The organism is Uliginosibacterium flavum (assembly GCF_040566545.1).
GTDB classification, from domain to species: Bacteria; Pseudomonadota; Gammaproteobacteria; order Burkholderiales; family Rhodocyclaceae; genus Uliginosibacterium; species Uliginosibacterium flavum.
Map to the genome: position 1 here is coordinate 209647 of NZ_JBEWZI010000001.1, position 16839 is coordinate 226485.

General features: G+C 60.5%; 13 protein-coding genes. 1 reads left to right on the forward strand and 12 read right to left on the reverse strand.

Going from position 1 to position 16839, the window contains the following annotated elements:
• Positions 1 to 174 precede the first annotated feature (174 nt).
• The 4 genes from ABXR19_RS00905 to ABXR19_RS00920 all read right to left on the reverse strand — a co-directional run bounded on the left by ABXR19_RS00905 (position 175) and on the right by ABXR19_RS00920 (position 6395).
• Positions 175 to 2385 (reverse strand): PhoX family protein, encoded by a 2211-nt coding sequence (locus ABXR19_RS00905; protein WP_354599186.1) that lies wholly within the window; start codon positions 2383 to 2385, stop codon positions 175 to 177.
• 157 nt (positions 2386 to 2542) lie between these two features.
• On the reverse strand, positions 2543 to 3676 hold the full coding sequence (gene aroC / locus ABXR19_RS00910) for a chorismate synthase (protein ID WP_354599187.1): 1134 nt from the start codon (positions 3674 to 3676) through the stop codon (positions 2543 to 2545).
• Positions 3677 to 3848: 172 nt separating this feature from the next.
• On the reverse strand, positions 3849 to 4817 hold the full coding sequence (gene dctP / locus ABXR19_RS00915) for a TRAP transporter substrate-binding protein DctP (RefSeq protein WP_354599188.1): 969 nt from the start codon (positions 4815 to 4817) through the stop codon (positions 3849 to 3851).
• Positions 4818 to 5219: 402 nt separating this feature from the next.
• Positions 5220 to 6395 (reverse strand): M20 aminoacylase family protein, encoded by a 1176-nt coding sequence (locus tag ABXR19_RS00920; RefSeq protein WP_354599189.1) that lies wholly within the window; start codon positions 6393 to 6395, stop codon positions 5220 to 5222.
• Between the two features lie 93 nt (positions 6396 to 6488).
• Between ABXR19_RS00920 and ABXR19_RS00925 the strand changes: the two genes are divergently transcribed.
• The gene (locus tag ABXR19_RS00925; protein ID WP_354599190.1) at positions 6489 to 7208 is read left to right on the forward strand and encodes a TonB family protein; all 720 of its coding nucleotides are present in this window, start codon (positions 6489 to 6491) and stop codon (positions 7206 to 7208) included.
• Between the two features lie 161 nt (positions 7209 to 7369).
• Here ABXR19_RS00925 and ABXR19_RS00930 read toward each other — a convergent pair whose 3' ends face one another.
• The 8 genes from ABXR19_RS00930 to pdxA all read right to left on the reverse strand — a co-directional run bounded on the left by ABXR19_RS00930 (position 7370) and on the right by pdxA (position 16836).
• Positions 7370 to 9565 (reverse strand): OsmC domain/YcaO domain-containing protein, encoded by a 2196-nt coding sequence (locus tag ABXR19_RS00930; RefSeq protein WP_354599191.1) that lies wholly within the window; start codon positions 9563 to 9565, stop codon positions 7370 to 7372.
• Positions 9566 to 10010: 445 nt separating this feature from the next.
• Positions 10011 to 11027, reverse strand: a complete 1017-nt coding sequence (galE, locus tag ABXR19_RS00935; RefSeq protein WP_354599192.1) for a UDP-glucose 4-epimerase GalE — start codon at positions 11025 to 11027, stop codon at positions 10011 to 10013.
• A gap of 310 nt (positions 11028 to 11337) precedes the next feature.
• Entirely contained in the window at positions 11338 to 11886 is a 549-nt protein-coding gene (gene rfbC, locus ABXR19_RS00940) for a dTDP-4-dehydrorhamnose 3,5-epimerase (protein WP_354599193.1), read from the reverse strand.
• 16 nt (positions 11887 to 11902) lie between these two features.
• On the reverse strand, positions 11903 to 12886 hold the full coding sequence (locus ABXR19_RS00945) for a serine/threonine protein kinase (RefSeq protein ID WP_354599194.1): 984 nt from the start codon (positions 12884 to 12886) through the stop codon (positions 11903 to 11905).
• Entirely contained in the window at positions 12883 to 13989 is a 1107-nt protein-coding gene (locus ABXR19_RS00950; protein WP_354599195.1) for a nucleotidyltransferase family protein, read from the reverse strand. Before ABXR19_RS00950 ends, ABXR19_RS00945 begins: the two co-directional genes overlap by 4 nt.
• Positions 13990 to 14110: 121 nt before the next feature.
• Positions 14111 to 14899, reverse strand: a complete 789-nt coding sequence (gene rsmA, locus ABXR19_RS00955) for a 16S rRNA (adenine(1518)-N(6)/adenine(1519)-N(6))-dimethyltransferase RsmA (RefSeq protein ID WP_354599196.1) — start codon at positions 14897 to 14899, stop codon at positions 14111 to 14113.
• An 11-nt stretch (positions 14900 to 14910) separates the two neighbouring features.
• The gene (locus ABXR19_RS00960; protein ID WP_354599197.1) at positions 14911 to 15828 is read right to left on the reverse strand and encodes a patatin-like phospholipase family protein; all 918 of its coding nucleotides are present in this window, start codon (positions 15826 to 15828) and stop codon (positions 14911 to 14913) included.
• Between the two features lie 15 nt (positions 15829 to 15843).
• Positions 15844 to 16836 carry a 4-hydroxythreonine-4-phosphate dehydrogenase PdxA gene (pdxA, locus tag ABXR19_RS00965; RefSeq protein WP_354599198.1) on the reverse strand — a complete coding sequence of 331 codons (993 nt, stop codon included), beginning with the start codon at positions 16834 to 16836 and terminating at the stop codon, positions 15844 to 15846.
• Positions 16837 to 16839 lie beyond the last annotated feature (3 nt).

The following is a 16839-nucleotide window of genomic DNA, read 5'->3' on the forward strand; positions in this document are numbered from 1 at the left end:
GCAGCCCTCGATCTGAAACGCTCCTGGCTTTGATCTACAAGACACGTGCCCGAAGAAGTCCGTCCGGAGCGGCTCTGCAAGCACACCTTAAGGACTCGAATCAGACAGCAGAATATAAAAACGGGGCGCTCCCGCAAGGAAGCGCCCCGTTTTTTTTATTTCTACTACCAACAATCAGCTGCCGATCAGGCCGCCGTCATTCTTGGTGATCATCACGGTCGCCGAGCGCGGGCGCTTGCCAGCGCCGTAGCCTGCATTGCTGGGCCACTGGCTGGTGTATTTCGTCGGGTCGGCCAGATTGGCTACCGATGTGCCGTCGCCAGGATGCTGAACATTGACGAACAGCACTTTGCCATCCGGGCTTTCGCAGATGCCGGTGATTTCCTGCTCGCTGGGGCCAACGAGGAAACGCTTGAGCTTGGCGCCCGGCTGTTTACCCATCTTGGTCGTGACTGTCGTGGCGCCGCTGGTGACGCTGACGTTGCCGCCATCGCCCACCGTGCCGGGCACGCCGGCAAGCATCATGCAGTTGGTGACATCGGTGTAAGCGCCGTCATCGGTCTGGATCCAGCAGATACCGGTGCTGGCGGTGAAAGCCAGACCGTCCGGGCTGGAGAAGTCATTGGCGTCCGTCAGGCCGGACAGATTCACGCTGGCGGCTGGCGAAGTGGCTTCGGCGCCGAACACATACACGTCCCATGCAAAGCTGGTCGCAGCGGCTTCGTTGCCGGTTTCGGCGATGCGGATGATGTGACCGTGGACGTTGCCCTTCTGTGTGCCGCTGCCCTTGGTATCGGTGTAGGCGCGCGGGTTGGCGGCATCCACCGTGGCTTCAGCGCGGCTGCTGCTGTTGGTCATGGTGAAGTAGATTTCGCCATTGGCCGGATTCACGCCGCACCACTCCGGGCGATCCATCTTGGTCGCGCCAGCGGCATCAGCAGCCAGGCGGGCATTGATGACGATGTCGCCCAGATCGGCAAACGCGTAAGTCGCATAGCCGGCCACGGCGCTGTTGCTCATCGACAGCTCGTGCCAGCTGCCCGTGCCGTCAGCAGCGAACTTGGCGACGTAGAGTTTGCCAGCGTTCAGATATTTGTCACCAGTGGCGATCCGATCCAGCGGATTGGCATCAGCGGCGTCCCACACGGCGGTGGAAACGAACTTGTAGACGTATTCATTCTGGGCATCGTCGCCCATGTAAACCGCCAGTGGCTTGCCGGCCACAGGCTTGGAGATGGCGGCGGCTTCGTGGTTGAAACGCCCCAGTGCACTGCGTTTGCGGACTGCGGCGCTCTTGCTGTAGGGGTCGATTTCGGTGATGTAGCCCTGGCCGTTCAATTCGTTGCGGTAGTCGTCCGTACCATCTGTCGAAGCGCCGGTCTGGCTGATGTTCCAGCGGGCGTACTGGTCGGCAGCGCCACCGGTTTCCCAGCCGTAGCGGCTGCTGGAGTTCTGCTTGCGGCCATAACGATTAAGCGAGACAACGCTCTTTGCGTCACGCAGGGCATCGTCGCCCGATGCGCGCTTGAAATAGCCGGACCAGTTTTCTTCACCGGTCAGCAGCGTGCCCCAGGGCGTCTTGCCAGTGCCGCAGTTGTTCAGGGTGCCGCGCGTTTTGACGCCAGAAGTCGAAAACTTCGTCTTCAGCAAGGCGTGAGCCGCCGCCGGGCCAGCGATTTCGATTTCGCTGATGCCGGTGACGCGGCGATTGAAGCTGGAGGATTGCAGCGTGGCAAACTTGCCAGCTGCCTTCTTGATTTCGACGACGGAGACGCCGTGCGCAGCCACTTCCTTGTCCACCTCGGCCGCCGGACGCGTGCCGGAGGTGGCGCCGTTGGCATGCAGAAACTGTGGAATCACGTATTCATGATTCATCGCCAGCAAGGCGCGATCCGTGCTGCTCTGATCCGGCAAACCGCTGCCGGACAGACCGAAATATTCCATGCCGTCGTGACAGTCACCCGCGCGATTGTCGAAATCGCTGTCAGTGCCATCATTCTTGAAGGCGGCGGTGCCCGCGCTCAGCGGATCGCCCAGGGCGTAGATCACGGATGCCGTGTAGCCCACTGGCACCGTAAACACATCCGCCAGACTCTTGTTGACCGGGGTGAAACCGAGCAGGCCGGTCGTGCCGCCGGAAGAGGAAGAAGATGATGAGGAAGAAGACGAGGACGCCGAGGCACTGTCGCCGGAACTGGTCGATCCGCCGCCGCCACAGGCACTCAGGCCAAAGCCGCCGAAAAGGGCCGCAAACGCGGCGCCCGTGCCGCTCTTGAGCAGCATGCGGCGCTTCACCAGCACGTCCTGGATATGCGTATTGGCGGAGTCGTTATGGCCGATATCGTCCGCATCGGGCATGCCGAGCGTCTTGGTGATTTTGCTCATGAAATTCTCTCTGTGTTTTTTATGGGTGTGCTGCGAGCAGCGAGCATAGACACGCTCTGTGACGCCGCTGTGACAGCGCCATCAAACTCAGAGATAGAAAGCAAAAAAGCCGCGAGGACGAATCCCTGCGGCTTTCGAATTCAGAGCAGGCCTGATCTCAAGCCTTGGGCGACGGAATGTCCTGTTGCCCGTCGGGCGCCAGGCCGGCGATACGCGGCAGCGGCGCCACAACATCGGCATTCTGCGCGCGCTGGCGCAGGGCGTGATCGATCAGCACCAGCGCCAGCATGGCTTCGGCAATCGGCGTGGCGCGGATGCCGACACAGGGATCGTGGCGGCCGGTGGTCTGCATCTGCACGGGATTGCCGTCGCGGTCGATCGAGGCACGATCCTGCGGGATGGAGGAAGTCGGTTTGATCGCCATCGAAACGCGGATGTCCTGCCCCGAGGAAATCCCGCCGAGCACGCCACCGGCGTGATTGCTGAGAAAACCGGCCGGCGTCAGTTCGTCGCCATGCACGCTACCGCGCTGCGCCACCACGCCGAAACCGTCGCCGATTTCCACGCCCTTGACGGCGTTGATGCTCATCATGGCGTAGGCAATGTCGGCATCCAGGCGATCAAACACCGGCTCGCCCCAGCCCGGCGGAATGCCAGTGGCGATCACATCGATTTTGGCACCGATGGAATCGCGCTCGGAGCGGATCTTGTCCATGTAGGCTTCCAGCTGCGGAATGATTTCCGCATTCGGCGCAAAGAAGGCGTTCTCGCTCACGGCTTCCCAGCTCTGGAAGGGAATCGCGATTTCACCGAGCTGGCTCATGAAGCCACGGATCACGATGCCATATTTTTCGCTCAGCCATTTCTTGGCAATCGCCCCGGCCGCCACGCGCACAGCGGTTTCACGGGCCGAAGAGCGGCCGCCGCCGCGATAGTCACGCACGCCGTATTTGTGTTCGTAACTGTAGTCCGCGTGGCCAGGGCGGAAGGTATTCATGATCTTGGAATAGTCGCCACTCTTCTGATCCTGGTTGCGGATCAGCAGCGCAATCGGCGTGCCAGTGGTCTTGCCTTCAAACACGCCGGAGAGGATCTCGACGGCGTCCGGCTCCTTGCGCTGGGTGACGTGGCGCGAGGTGCCCGGCTTGCGCCGATCCAGTTCGAGCTGGATGTCGGTTTCGGTCAGCGCCAGCCCCGGCGGGCAGCCATCGACCACGCAGCCGATGGCCGCGCCATGCGATTCGCCGAATGAAGTTACCGTGAAGAGCGTGCCAAAAATGCTGCCGGACATGGGTTTCCCGATCAATCTGTTCAGGCCCGGATTTTAGCATGGCCGGCGCGGGCCTCTGCCTGCACAGCCGCAGTGGTTGGACCTGTACGGGCATCTTGTCCGGAGAGCATTGCTGCGCGCGGCTCTACAAGCATGCCCGCTCAGTCCTCTGCCGCAGGCAGCAAGCGCCTGATCAGCCCTTCGCCGTCATCAGCTTCAGCAACAGCGGTGCCGTCACGGGATTTTCCATGTAAGGCTTGTAGGTCGCCGTCACACGCGAGGCAAAGGCCATGCTGTCACGCTGATCGACAAATTTCACGCCTTCCTTTTCCAGCCGCATGCGGGCTGCGATCATGCGCTTGGCCCAGATTTCACGGTCTGCCAAGGCAGAATCACGACCCGCCTCACGCAAGCCGGCACGCTCGGCATCGCTGAGCTTGTTCCACACCACGGCCGATACCACCAGGGCCTCGTACTGCACGGCATGACTGGTAGTGACGAAAAATTTGGCGCGCTTGTAGTGCTGATCAGCTTCGTAGGACAGCAGATCGTTCTCTGCTGCGTCGATGTTGCCGGCTTCGAATGCGGCATTCACGTCCTGATACGCCAGCACCTGCGGCACGCCGCCAAGCGCGCTCACCGTTTCGCGCAGATCAGCACGATTCGGAATGCGTACCTTGAGGCCGTCCAGATCACTGATTGAGCGCGGCGGGCGATTGCGCATATAGAAGGAGCGCGTCCCACCGTCGTACCAGCCCAACAGCACCACGCCTTGAGTGGCCATGCTCTGCTCCAGCTCCTTACCCACTTCGCCATCCAGCTGCTTGAACATCTGCTTCGAATCGCGGAACAGGAAGGGCAAAGCCAGCACCCGGGCCTGCGGCGCCAGACGTGCCACAGTGCTCGGAGTGATCACGGCCACGCCGATTTCACCACTCTGCAGACCGGCGATCAGCTTGTTCTGATTTGACGCGGCGGCCACCGGCATCAGGCTCGAATCCAGACGGCTGCTGGTCTCCTTGAGACGCTTGAGCATGCCCTGCAGTGCGATGGTGGTCGGGTGCTCTTCAGGCTGCGGTGACCAGGCGGTCAGATCGGCAGCCTGGGCAGAAATCGACAGGCTGAGCGCCAGTACGGCGAGGGAGGCGAAACGTTTGAACATGGCTATCTTTCGGGCAAAAACGGTTGGATTCGTGAATCACGTGAAGTAATCCTGCCCCAAATAGAGGGTAAACCCCAATCAAAATGGCCAATCTTCGCATTTGCCCGGCTAATGAACGCACGCGTCCGTCAATCCTTCGAGTCGAACCCCTGCCAAAGCCATATGCGGCCACGCTTAGCGGGGATCAGGAGCCTATATGCCGTCTGTAGAGCCAATGGCGTTAAAAATGACGAAACATTTACCCGAACAAAACGCAACTCATTGTTAAAAAATAAAATTTTAGTTAACAAAGACAATCAACCCGGCAAATGCAAACATTTGTCAGGCAACGATGAGGTACCACTATTTGCCAAGTTTTCAGTAACTATTCATCTGCATGGCAAGCAGCCGGAGCCCCCAAACTCAAAGAGCCTCCGGCGCCAATGCCGCTTCAACCAGCCGCACCCAGTAACTGGCGCCAAGTGTGAGGTTCTCGTCATTGAAGTCGTAATGCTTGTTGTGCAAGGTGCAGCCGCCTTCGCCTGGGCCGTTGCCGATCCACACGTAGCAGCCGGGGCGATGTTCGAGAAAGTTGGAGAAATCCTCTGCCCCCATACTCGGGCGTAGCGCCCAATCCACCTGCTCAACGCCGGCCAGCTCGCCAGCCACGGCGCGGCACAACTCGGCCTCGGCAAGCGTGTTGACGGTGGGTGGGTAGCCATCCATCCAGGTGAATTCGACTTTCACTCCGTGCACCGCTGCAATCCCGTCACAGATCTGGCGCATGCGCTGTGCCGTGGCGGCGCGCACCGCCGGGCGCAGCGCGCGGGTCGTGCCACACAGGCGCGCTTCGCCGGGAATCGCGTTATAGGCTTCACCCGCGTGGAACTGCGTCACCGACACCACCACGCCATCCAGCGGATCGATGCTGCGCGAGGCAATTGTCTGCAGCGCCGTCACCAGCGCTGCCGCCGCGACGATGGGGTCCACCGTCAGGTGCGGCATCGCCGCGTGGCCACCGTGGCCCGTGACGACAATGTCAAAGCGATCCGCGCTGGCCATCACCGGGCCCGGCGAAATGCCGAAACGCCCGGCCGGCATGCCGGGCCAGTTGTGCATGCCAAAGATGGCATCAACCGGAAAGCGCTCAAAGAAGCCATCCGCAATCATCGCCGCCGCACCGCCGCGCCCCTCCTCGGCGGGCTGAAATACCAGCACCACCGTGCCATCAAAATTGCGGCGCTCGGCCAAGTATTCTGCCGCACCGAGCAGCATTGCGGTGTGCCCGTCGTGGCCGCAGGCGTGCATGCAGCCTGCGTGGCGCGAACGGTGGGCGAACTGATTGGCCTCCTCGATGGGCAGCGCATCCATGTCGGCACGCAAGCCGATCACGCGCTTCGAGTCACCGTTGTAGATCACTCCCACCACGCCGGTCTGACCGACGCCGCGATGCACCTCCAGGCCCCAGCGCTCCATCTGGGATGCGACCAGCTCGGCCGTGCGCGCCTCCTCGAAAGCCAGTTCGGGAAAGGCGTGGATATCACGACGGATTTCAGTCAGCGCGGCCTGGCGCGCGGCAATTTCGGGGATGATGGGCATAATCAGATCCAAAGTACGCGTAGCCTGGCGTCACGAATAATTGCGCAGCGACATGGCGTTTCCGAGCCCCGAATCTTACACTCGCGGCTTGCCATGATCAGCCCTGAACACCCTTCCGCCCGCTACCGCCCCAGCCACGCACAAGGCGGCTGGCTGCGCTGGCCCTTCGCCTGGACGCTGGCGCTGATCCTCACGCTGGGCATGCTCGCCCTGCTGGCTACCGTCAGCCGTCCCTGGCAAGCCTCGGCGCCGCCACCCGAACGCCTCGCTGTCGCCCTGCATCAAACCGACGCGCCCGCCGTGAAACCAGCCGCGCCCATCGCCCAGCCTGCCGCGCCCCATACGGCAAAGCCTGCGCCGGACAGCGCAGTCAACCTGGCGCCAATCCTGAGCACGCCAGACCCTGCCCTGCAAGCCGCACCTGTATTGCCTCCCAGCCCTACCATCGCGGAGACGACCGCCACGCCTACCTCTACGAACATACTGCCTGCAAACCAAGGCGCAGCGCCGCTTTCCAGCCAGTCAGCCAGCCATGCCAATATCGCCAGTCTGCCCTTGAAGCAGCGCTGCGGCGTGCAGATCAAACCGGTTTTCCCGCAGCGGGCGCGCAACGATGACATCGAACAAGGCCGCGTTCTCGCCCGTCTGTATCTGGAAGCCGATGGCCGGGTGCGTTCCGTACAGATCATCGAAGCCACGCCACGCGGTTACTTCGAAACCGAAACCCGCCTCGCCGCCCTGCAATGGCGCTGCCTGCCCAGCGGCCAGGCCGGCGACAGCGTGCGGGTGTCTTTTGTGTTCGGGCTGGAATAGACGCAAAAGCCGGGAATCCAGAAGGCCTGAGGCTCAGGACGATCCGTTGCAGACCCTCAGACCAAGCGACGGCGAAGCCTGGCCTTGCACCTGAAGGGTGACGAGAACATACGCAATCACTCTTGTGGTGGATCTCTGCATGAGTCATCAGCCCGACTGGATCAAGTCGCCGCCCCGGCCCGCGCCGTGTGCAGCTTTTTATAGCTATCGATCAGGCGCTGGTGCCGATCGAGCCCTTCCAGGTTCATGCTTGTTGGCGTCAAGCCGAAGAAGCGCACGCTACCGTCCACCGAGCCCAGCGCCGCATCCATGCGCGGGCTGCCAAACATGCGGCGGAAATTGGCTTCGTAATCAGCCAGCTCCAGTTCGTCGTCCAGCTGCACTTCCAGCACCACGTTCAAGGCCTGATAGAACAAGCCGCGCTCGACCGTGTTTTCGTTGTACTGCAGCCAGGCTTCCACCAACTCTTTCGCCTCTTCAAATTGCTGCAAGGCGAGACGAATCAGCAGCTTCAGCTCCAGAATCGTGAGCTGACCCCAGGCCGTATTCTCGTCAAACTCGACGCCGATCAAGCTGATGATGTCGGTGTAATTATCCAGTTCGCTGTCTTCCAGTCGTTCCAGCAAAGCTTCAAGGCAGGCGTCGTCCAGACGATGCAGATTCAGGATGTCGGCGCGGAAGGCCAGTGCCTTGTTGGTGTTATCCCAGATCAGATCCTCGACCGGATAAATCTCGGAGTAGCCCGGCACCAGAATGCGGCAGGCCGTGGCGCCGAGCTGGTCATACACCGCCATGTACACTTCCTTGCCCATGCCTTCGAGAATACCGAACAAGGTCGCGGCTTCGTCGGCGTTCGAGTTTTCTCCGTGCCCAGAAAAATCCCACTCGACAAATTCGTAGTCCGATTTGGCGCAGAAGAAGCGCCATGACACCGTGCCGCTGGAGTCGATGAAGTGTTCGACAAAATTATTCGGCTCGGTGACGGCATTGCTCTCGAACGTCGGCCGGGGCAGATCGTTGAGACCTTCAAAACTGCGCCCCTGCAGCAGTTCGGTCAGGCTGCGCTCCAGCGCCACCTCGAAGCTCGGGTGCGCGCCGAAGGAGGCAAACACGCCGCCGGTGCGCGGGTTCATCAGGGTGACGCACATCACAGGGAACTCACCGCCGAGTGAGGCATCCTTCACCAGCACCGGGAAGCCCTGTTTTTCCAGCTCCTCAATACCGGCCACGATACCGGGGTACTTCGCCAGCACCTCCTGCGGCACATCGGGCAGGGCAATTTCACCTTCCAGAATTTCGCGTTTGACCGCGCGCTCGAAGATCTCCGACAGACATTGCACCTGTGCTTCCACCAGCGTATTGCCGGCACTCATGCCATTGCTGAGGAAGAGGTTGTCGATCAGATTGGTAGGGAAGTACACCCGCTCGCCGTCCGACTGGCGCACATAGGGCAAGGCACAAATGCCGCGTTCGGTGTTGCCGGAGTTGGTGTCAAAGAGGTGCGAAGCGCGCAGCTCGCCATCGGCGTTGTAGATCGCAAGACTGTATTCATCGAGTATGCCTTTCGGCAGCGCGTCGCGGCGGCCCGGCTTGAACCAGCGTTCCTCCGGGTAATGCACGAAGGCCGCGTTGGCGATGTCTTCGCCCCAGAACTGGTCGTTGTAGAAATGATTGCAGCTCGCGCGCTCGATATATTCGCCCAGCGCTGACGCCAGTGCGCTTTCCTTGCTCGACCCCTTGCCATTGGTGAAACACATCGGCGAGTGCGCGTCGCGGATATGCAGTGACCATACGTTGGGGACCAGATTGCGCCAGGACGCGATTTCAATCTTGATGCCGAGGCCAGCCAGGAAGGCCGACATGTTGGCGATGGTTTCTTCGAGCGGCAGATCCTTGCCCGCAATGAAAGTGCGGGCCTCGGAATCCGGATTCAGCGTGAGCAAGGCCTGCGCATCGACATCCAGATTTTCAACTTCCTCAATCACAAAGTCGGGACCGGTCTGCACCACCCGTTTCACCGTGCAACGCTCGATGGAACGCAAGATGCCCTGCCGATCTTTGGCGGAGATATCCGCCGGCAGCTCGATCTGGATCTTGAAAATCTGCTTGTAGCGGTCTTCCGGATCAACAATGTTGTTGTGCGAGAGGTGGATGTTCTCGGTGGGAATATTGCGCGTGTCGCAGTACAGCTTCACGAAGTAAGCCGCACACAAGGCCGATGAGGCCAGAAAGTAATCGAAGGGTCCCGGCGCCGAACCATCGCCCTTGTAGCGGATAGGCTGATCGGCGATGACCGTGAAGTCATCGAACTTGGCCTCAAGGCGAAGCTTGTCGAGAAAATTGACCTTGATTTCCATGTGGGATCCTGAAATAGCGCTCAAAACCGAGTCGGCCGCCATTATCGTGCTTTCCTTTGGGGAAAGCCGCGTTTCTCAACACTTTGAGGATCCAGGGTGTCGACAGCAGCATGAGTCGCCGCGACGAATGTTCAAAGGTCGGGTACGCCTTAAAGCCAAGGCGGAGCACCACTACGACAAGGTGCGTCAGCGACACGAGGCAGACCGAACCAGCCAGTGGATCGAATGGCCGTTTGGTGAGCGCGCAGACTGTCCGTTGATAGCGCGATTGAGCAGTCTTCCGTCTTGCAACTCGGTCATAACACTTGAAAGACTGAAAGCAAGCCACTGAAGAGGCGCTTGCAGCGGACCTCTTCGACTACCCTGCCCTGCGACGCTTAAGCAAAGGGCTTTTCCGGGCAGGCATCCCGAAGAGGCATGCTGTGCGCGGGTCTTCAGGCATTGATCAAACGTAGCCGTCCGGATTGTTGCTCTGCCAGCGCCAGGAGTCCGCACACATTTCCCCGATGCCACGCTCGGCACGCCAGCCCAGCTCGTTCGCAGCCATGGCCGGGTCAGCGTAGCACTGCGCCACATCGCCAGCGCGGCGGGCGACAATTTCGTAGGGCACAGGTTTGCCGCTGGCGGCCTCAAAAGCCTTGACGACATCCAGCACGGAATAGCCGATGCCGGTGCCCAGATTCACAGTGAGCACGCCGCTCTTTTGCGCTAGGCGTTCCAGCGCCTTGACGTGACCTTTAGCCAGATCGACGACGTGGATGTAGTCGCGCACGCCGGTGCCATCGGGCGTGGCGTAATCGCCGCCATACACCGACAATTTGGCGCGCTTGCCGACGGCGACTTGCGAGACGAAGGGCATCAGGTTGTTCGGAATGCCATTCGGATCTTCGCCGATACGCCCCGAGGGATGCGCGCCGACCGGATTGAAGTAGCGCAGCAAAGCCACGCGCCAGTCCTTGTCCGCCGCCGCCAGATCGCTGAGAACGAATTCCATCATCCACTTGGTGCGGCCGTAGGGATTGGTCGGCCCGGTCGGAAAATCCTCGCGGATCGGCACGCTGGCCGGATCGCCATACACGGTGGCGGAGGAGCTGAAGACCAGAGTCTTCACGCCCGCCTCTTGCATGACCTCGGCCAGCACAACGGTGCCGGCGATGTTGTTCTCGTAATACATCAGCGGCTTGGCGACCGATTCGCCAACCGCTTTGAGCGCGGCGAAATGGATCACAGCATCGACTTCGTAGCGGCCAAACACATCGTGCATGCCTGCGCGATCACGCACGTCGATCTGGTGGAAGCCGGCCAGCTTGCGCCCTGCCAATCCCTCTACGCGGCGTAATGATTCGACTTTGCTGTTGCACAGGTTGTCGACCACGACGACCTCATACCCTCCTGCGAGCAGCTCAATACAAGTGTGGGTACCAATGTAGCCGGCACCGCCGGTGACCAAGACTGTTTTCATGTTTATCCCCGCATTAACAACACGCCACTCCGAGAATTATTGAGATACAAAACGCTATCGTAAAACCAGCTACGCCGTCACGAATCCATCCTGCCTGTGATCCATATCGAGTTGATATTTATCGAGATAAAACCATCTGAACTGCCCGTATGACTTGAGCCAATCACGTCGGGGAAATCACATCAAACGCGTCACGGCGGCGTGCGCCAATGCCTTTGTCCGATATACGCCAACCAGTTTGACGTCCTCTTCTCCATCTGTAAGCACATGCAAATGTTGAAACACAAACACGCTCTCCATCGCGTCACCGTCAGGGATAGGTATCACACTGCACAAATTTCCGACCCGCCTGATCCTTGGCGGAAAGCGCAGGTTCGATGCCATCGAGCGGCCATTTCACACCGACGATGGGATCATTCCAGGCGAGACAACGTTCGTACTCCGGCGCATAGTAATCAGTCGTTTTATAGAGGAAATCCGCGCTTTCTGACAGCACCACGAAGCCATGCGCAAAGCCGGCCGGCACCCAGAACTGGCGGTTGTTCTCGGCGGAAAGTTCGACGCCCTGCCACTTGCCAAAAGTCGGCGAGGAACGACGCAGATCCACAGCCACGTCAAACACGCGCCCATCAACCACACGCACCAGCTTGCCCTGCGGCTGTTGCAGCTGATAGTGCAGGCCGCGCAGCACGCCGCGCTGCGAGCGCGAGTGATTGTCCTGCACGAAATGCACTTTCACGCCGGTAGCTTCAGTGAAGGTCTTTTCATTGAAACTTTCCATGAAAAAGCCGCGCTCATCACCAAACACCTTGGGTTCCAGAATCAACAAGCCGGGCAGTTCACCTTGAATTACGTTCATGCGTTCATTCCTTGTTTCAAAAATGCCATTTTTCAGCCATGCGCGGCACTTGATCGCGCAGGTTACCAATATGTTCTTCCCACCAGCTGCGCGTGTTGAACCACGGAAAGGCGGCCGGAAAAGCCGGATCCGTCCAGCGCCGCGCGAGCCAGGCCGCGTAGTGAATCAGGCGCAGGGTGCGTAGCGCCTCGATGGCCTGCACCTCACGCGGATTGAATTCCGCAAAATCTTCATAACCGGCGAGCAAATCGCAGAGCTGGCGCGTCATGTCACGGCGCTCGCCGCTGAGCAGCATCCACAGATCCTGCACCGCCGGGCCCATGCAGCTGTCGTCGAAGTCAACGAAGTGCGGACCTTGCTCGGTCCAGAAAACGTTACCCGGATGACAATCACCGTGCAGGCGAATCTGACGCAGTACACCAGCTCGCTCGAAACTCTCCGCTACGCCAGCCAGCGCGGCCTGCAGGGCTTCACGATAGGCGTCACGCAAGTCTTCCGGCAAGTAGGTGCAGGTCTGCACGAATTCGCCCGGCAGCGTGCCGTAGGTGGGTAGATCGAGAGTCAGCCGGTGCGCGAATGTCTGCGTGCCGCCCACGGCGTGAATGCGCCCGATGAAGCGTCCCAGCCATTCGAGCACGCTGGCGTCTTCCAGCTCCGGCGTGCGACCGCCGCGCCGCTCGAACACCGCGACACGAAAACCGCCGACCTGCGCCAAAGTGTCGCCTGCGGCAAGGCGCATTGGCGGCACGGCGGGAATTTCCTGCTCGGCCAGCTCCAGGGTGAAAGCGTGCTCCTCGCGGATCGCGGCATCACTCCAGCGCTCCGGCCGGTAGAACTTGGCCACGATAAAAGGGCCTTCGTCCAGCCCGGCCTGATACACGCGGTTCTCGTAGCTGTTCAAGGTGAGCAGGCGCCCATCGGTGACCAGCCCGGTCGCATCAATGGCATTCAGCACGCCATCGGGCGTCAGGGTGGCGAAGGGATGGACGCAATTGCTCATCGCCCGCGCGCATCACCCCAACGCAGGGCGCAGCTGTCGTCACCCACATAAGCAGTATGGCCGGTGCGGTCCACGCAATAGCGCGGCGACACGACCATCTCGGCGAAGGTCATACCGGCGCCGACGCGGGTGTATTCGAACAGCACGCTGCGCACCACCGTCGCGCTCTTGCGCACATGGCAGCCGTGGCCGATCCAGCTCGGGCCGATGATGGTTGCACCTTCTTCAATGCGCACGCTGGAGCCGATATACACCGGGCCTTCGACGTGCACTTTGTCCCAGTCGATGCGGGTATTCAGGCCGACCCAGACGCCCGGTTTCACTTCCTTGCCGGGCATGTCCATCTGCGCTATCTCACCGCGCAATACACGTTGCAACACGGTCCAGTAATCAGTAACCCGGCCGATGTCGATCCAGTTGAAGAAGCGGTTCTGGGCGTAGAAGGGCAAGCCCTTTGCGACCAGCAGCGGGAACAGCTCACTACCGATGTCATACACCTTGCCGGAAGGCACCAACTCCAGCGCAGCGGGTTCAAAGATGTAGATGCCGGTCGAGGCCAAAGTGCTCTTGGCCTCTTCAGGACTGGGTTTTTCCTGGAAGGAAATGATCTTGCCATTCTCGTCAGACACGACGATGCCGTAGTTCTTCACTTCAGACAGCGGCACGTCCAGCGCCACGACGCTGGCAATCGCGCCCTTATGCTTGTGCTCGTGCAGCGCTGCACCAATATCCAGATCGATGATCGCATCGCCGCACAGCACCAGCGTGGTCTGGTCAAAGAAGCCGGAATTGTCCTGAATGTGCTTCATGCCGCCGGCCGAGCCGATGGGCTTGGGCAGGATGTCGCCGTGCTCGTAAGCGCCTTCGTAGGAGTAGCCGATCTCCACGCCCCAACGGTGCCCGTCGCCGAAATATTCCTCGATCTTGCGGTGCATGAAGGCCACGTTGATCATGATCTCCTTCACGCCGTGGCGGGCCAGATGTTCGATGATGTATTCGAGCACGGGCTTGCCAAGGATCGGAATCATCGGTTTCGGGATGTCCTTGGTCAGGGGACGCACGCGGGTGCCCTGCCCCGCCGCCAGAATCATTGCCTTTGCCATGGATCATTCTCCTATATAAATTCGTGAGCAGCCCGTACAACCGGACTGCGCTTCACTCTTCAGCCTGCATGCCTGAAGAGACCCGCCCGGAGCGGCTCTTCAGACAAGGCTCTTCAAAACCTCAAACCAGCGCTTTGCGCCCGGCCAGATAGTCGGCGATATGCACGTAATCCTGCAGGCTCAATGTTTCACCGCGTGCTTGCGGGTTGATTTCCAGCGCAACAAAATCCGCGTCGCTGACGTAATCGCGCAAGGTGTTGCGCAAGGTTTTGCGACGCTGGCCGAAAGCTGCCGTAACAACTTTTGCGAACAAGGCTTCATCGCGGCAGGCACATTCGCTGGCCGCTTTGGGCTGCATGGACACAATCGCGGACGTAACTTTGGGCGCTGGTTTGAAAGCTGTCGGTGGCACATCGAACAGACTCACCATGTTGAAACGGTATTGCAACATCACTGACAGGCGCCCGTATTCCGCGCTATCCGGCTCGGCGACCATTCGATCGACGACCTCTTTCTGCAGCATGAAGGTCATGTCCTGCACATGCCCGGAAAAACTGGCCAGATGAAACAAGAGCGGCGTCGAGATGTTGTAAGGCAGATTACCCACCACACGCAGCGGCGCAGGCAGACTGCCGAAATCGAACTTGAGCGCGTCGCCCTCGTTGATCGTGATTTGCGCCGGCGACCAGGTTTCCTTCAGGCGCGCAATCAGATCGCGGTCAATCTCGACCACTTGAAGATGCCCGCAAGCCGCCTGCAGCGGCACGGTCAGGGCGCCCAGCCCCGGCCCGATCTCGACGATATTCTCGCCGGGCTTGGGTGCAATCGCACTGATGATCTGGTAAATGACGGCCTTGTCAGTCAGGAAATTCTGGCCGAAGCGCTTGCGGGCGATATGTCCCTGGTGCATGGCTGGATTCCTTATTGGCGCGCCGCGATTTTTTCGCGGATGCGGGGGATGGCGGCAAAACCGGCTTGCTCGCCGCGCAGGATCGCCTCGTGGCGCTGCTGAAAATTGGCGGCCGGCAGGCCATTGGTTTCGGGATGAATGACGATATCCGCATCGCGCAGCTCGTAGGCGCCGATGGTCGTGCCCATGATCGTCATGGTGTCGAGCATCAGATCAATGCTGCCCTGATTGCGTTTGCCGGACGGGCGGCTGCTGATGTCCACGGCAATCACGATATCGGCACCGAGCTGACGCGCGGCGCGCACCGGAATCGGGCTGACCAGCCCACCATCCACATACTCCCTGCCGCGAATTGTCACCGGCGAAAACACGGCGGGAATGGCGGAAGAGGCGCGCACCGCCATACCAACATTACCCGATACAAACACAGCCTGCTGGCCGTCAGCCAGATCGGTGGCGACCACCGCAAACTTGCGTTTGAGGCCCTCGATCGGCTTGCCGCCGACCTGCTGATTGATGAATTTTTCCAGCGCCTCGCCCTTGAGGAAGCCACGATCAAATACCGCCCAGTCGGTGAGGGCACTTTCATCGAGGGCAAAGGCCAGCTTCTGCAAGGCAAACGCATCGCCACCCGCTGCGTACAGCGCGCCAACGACCGAACCGGCGCTGGTACCGACGATGATGTCAGGCACGATGCCATTGGTTTCCAGCGCCTTGATCACGCCGATATGCGCGAAACCGCGCGCGGCACCACCGCCCAGCGCCAAGGCAATTTTCGGCCGGGGCTTGAGCACTGGCAGAGGCTGAACGATCACAACAGGCTGCGGTTTGACAGGCTCGGGTTCAGACTTGCTGCCCAGCAGGCCACACGCCACCAGCGACAAGGGCAGCAACAGAAAAACACTTCTCGGAAACAACTTCACAATCACAGAAATCCTTCAGGTTTAAGGAGCGAGCATGGCCAGCGCACAATCCACCGCAGCATGCAGGCTGCCAGCATCAGCACGACCCGTGCCCGCCAGATCCAGCGCAGTACCGTGATCGACCGAAGTGCGAATGATCGGCAAACCCAGTGTGACGTTGATGCCGCCGCCAAAGGTGGCGAACTTGAGCACAGGCAGGCCCTGATCGTGATACATCGCCAACACCGCGTCACCGCGCGCCAGCTGATGCGGAGTGAACAAAGTATCGGCCGGCAGCGGGCCGATCAGCTGCATGCCCTCGGCGCGCAACTTGGTCAGCACGGGCTCAATAATCTCGATTTCCTCGCGGCCCATGTGCCCGCCCTCGCCCGCATGCGGATTGAGGCCGGCCACCAGAATGCGCGGCACGGCGAAACCAAACTTGTCGCGCAGATCGGCATGCAGAATGCGCAGCGTGCGCGCCAGCGAATCCGGTGTAATCGCGGCAGGCACGTCCTGCAAAGCCAGATGTGTCGTGGCCAGCGCCACCCGCAACCAGGCGCGCGGATTGTCGTTGCCGTATTGCCCGGCTAGCATCATCACGACTTGCGGCGTGTGCGTGCGTTCAGCCAGATATTCGGTATGGCCGGTAAAGGGGATGCCGGCTTCATTGATGATGCTTTTCTGCACCGGAGCAGTGACCATGGCTGAAAACTCGCCGCTCAGACAGCCATCAATCGCTGCATCCAGCGTACGCAGTACGTAGCCGGCATTGGCGGTATCTAGTCGCCCGGCCACTGCGGCGGCACCCAAGGGGACGTGCAGGACTTCGAGCACGCCCGCCTCAGGTACTTGCCCGGCCTGGTAATCGCGCAGGCTGAGGGGCTGACCGATCTGCTGCGCACGCGCTGCCAGCAGCTCACGATCACCGATCAACACGATCCGCGCCGTCAGCGGGCGCAAGGCCAGCGCAGCACACAGCTCGGGGCCGATCCCGGCCGGTTCGCCAGAGGTGATTGCCAGCACAGGAAGCATGGG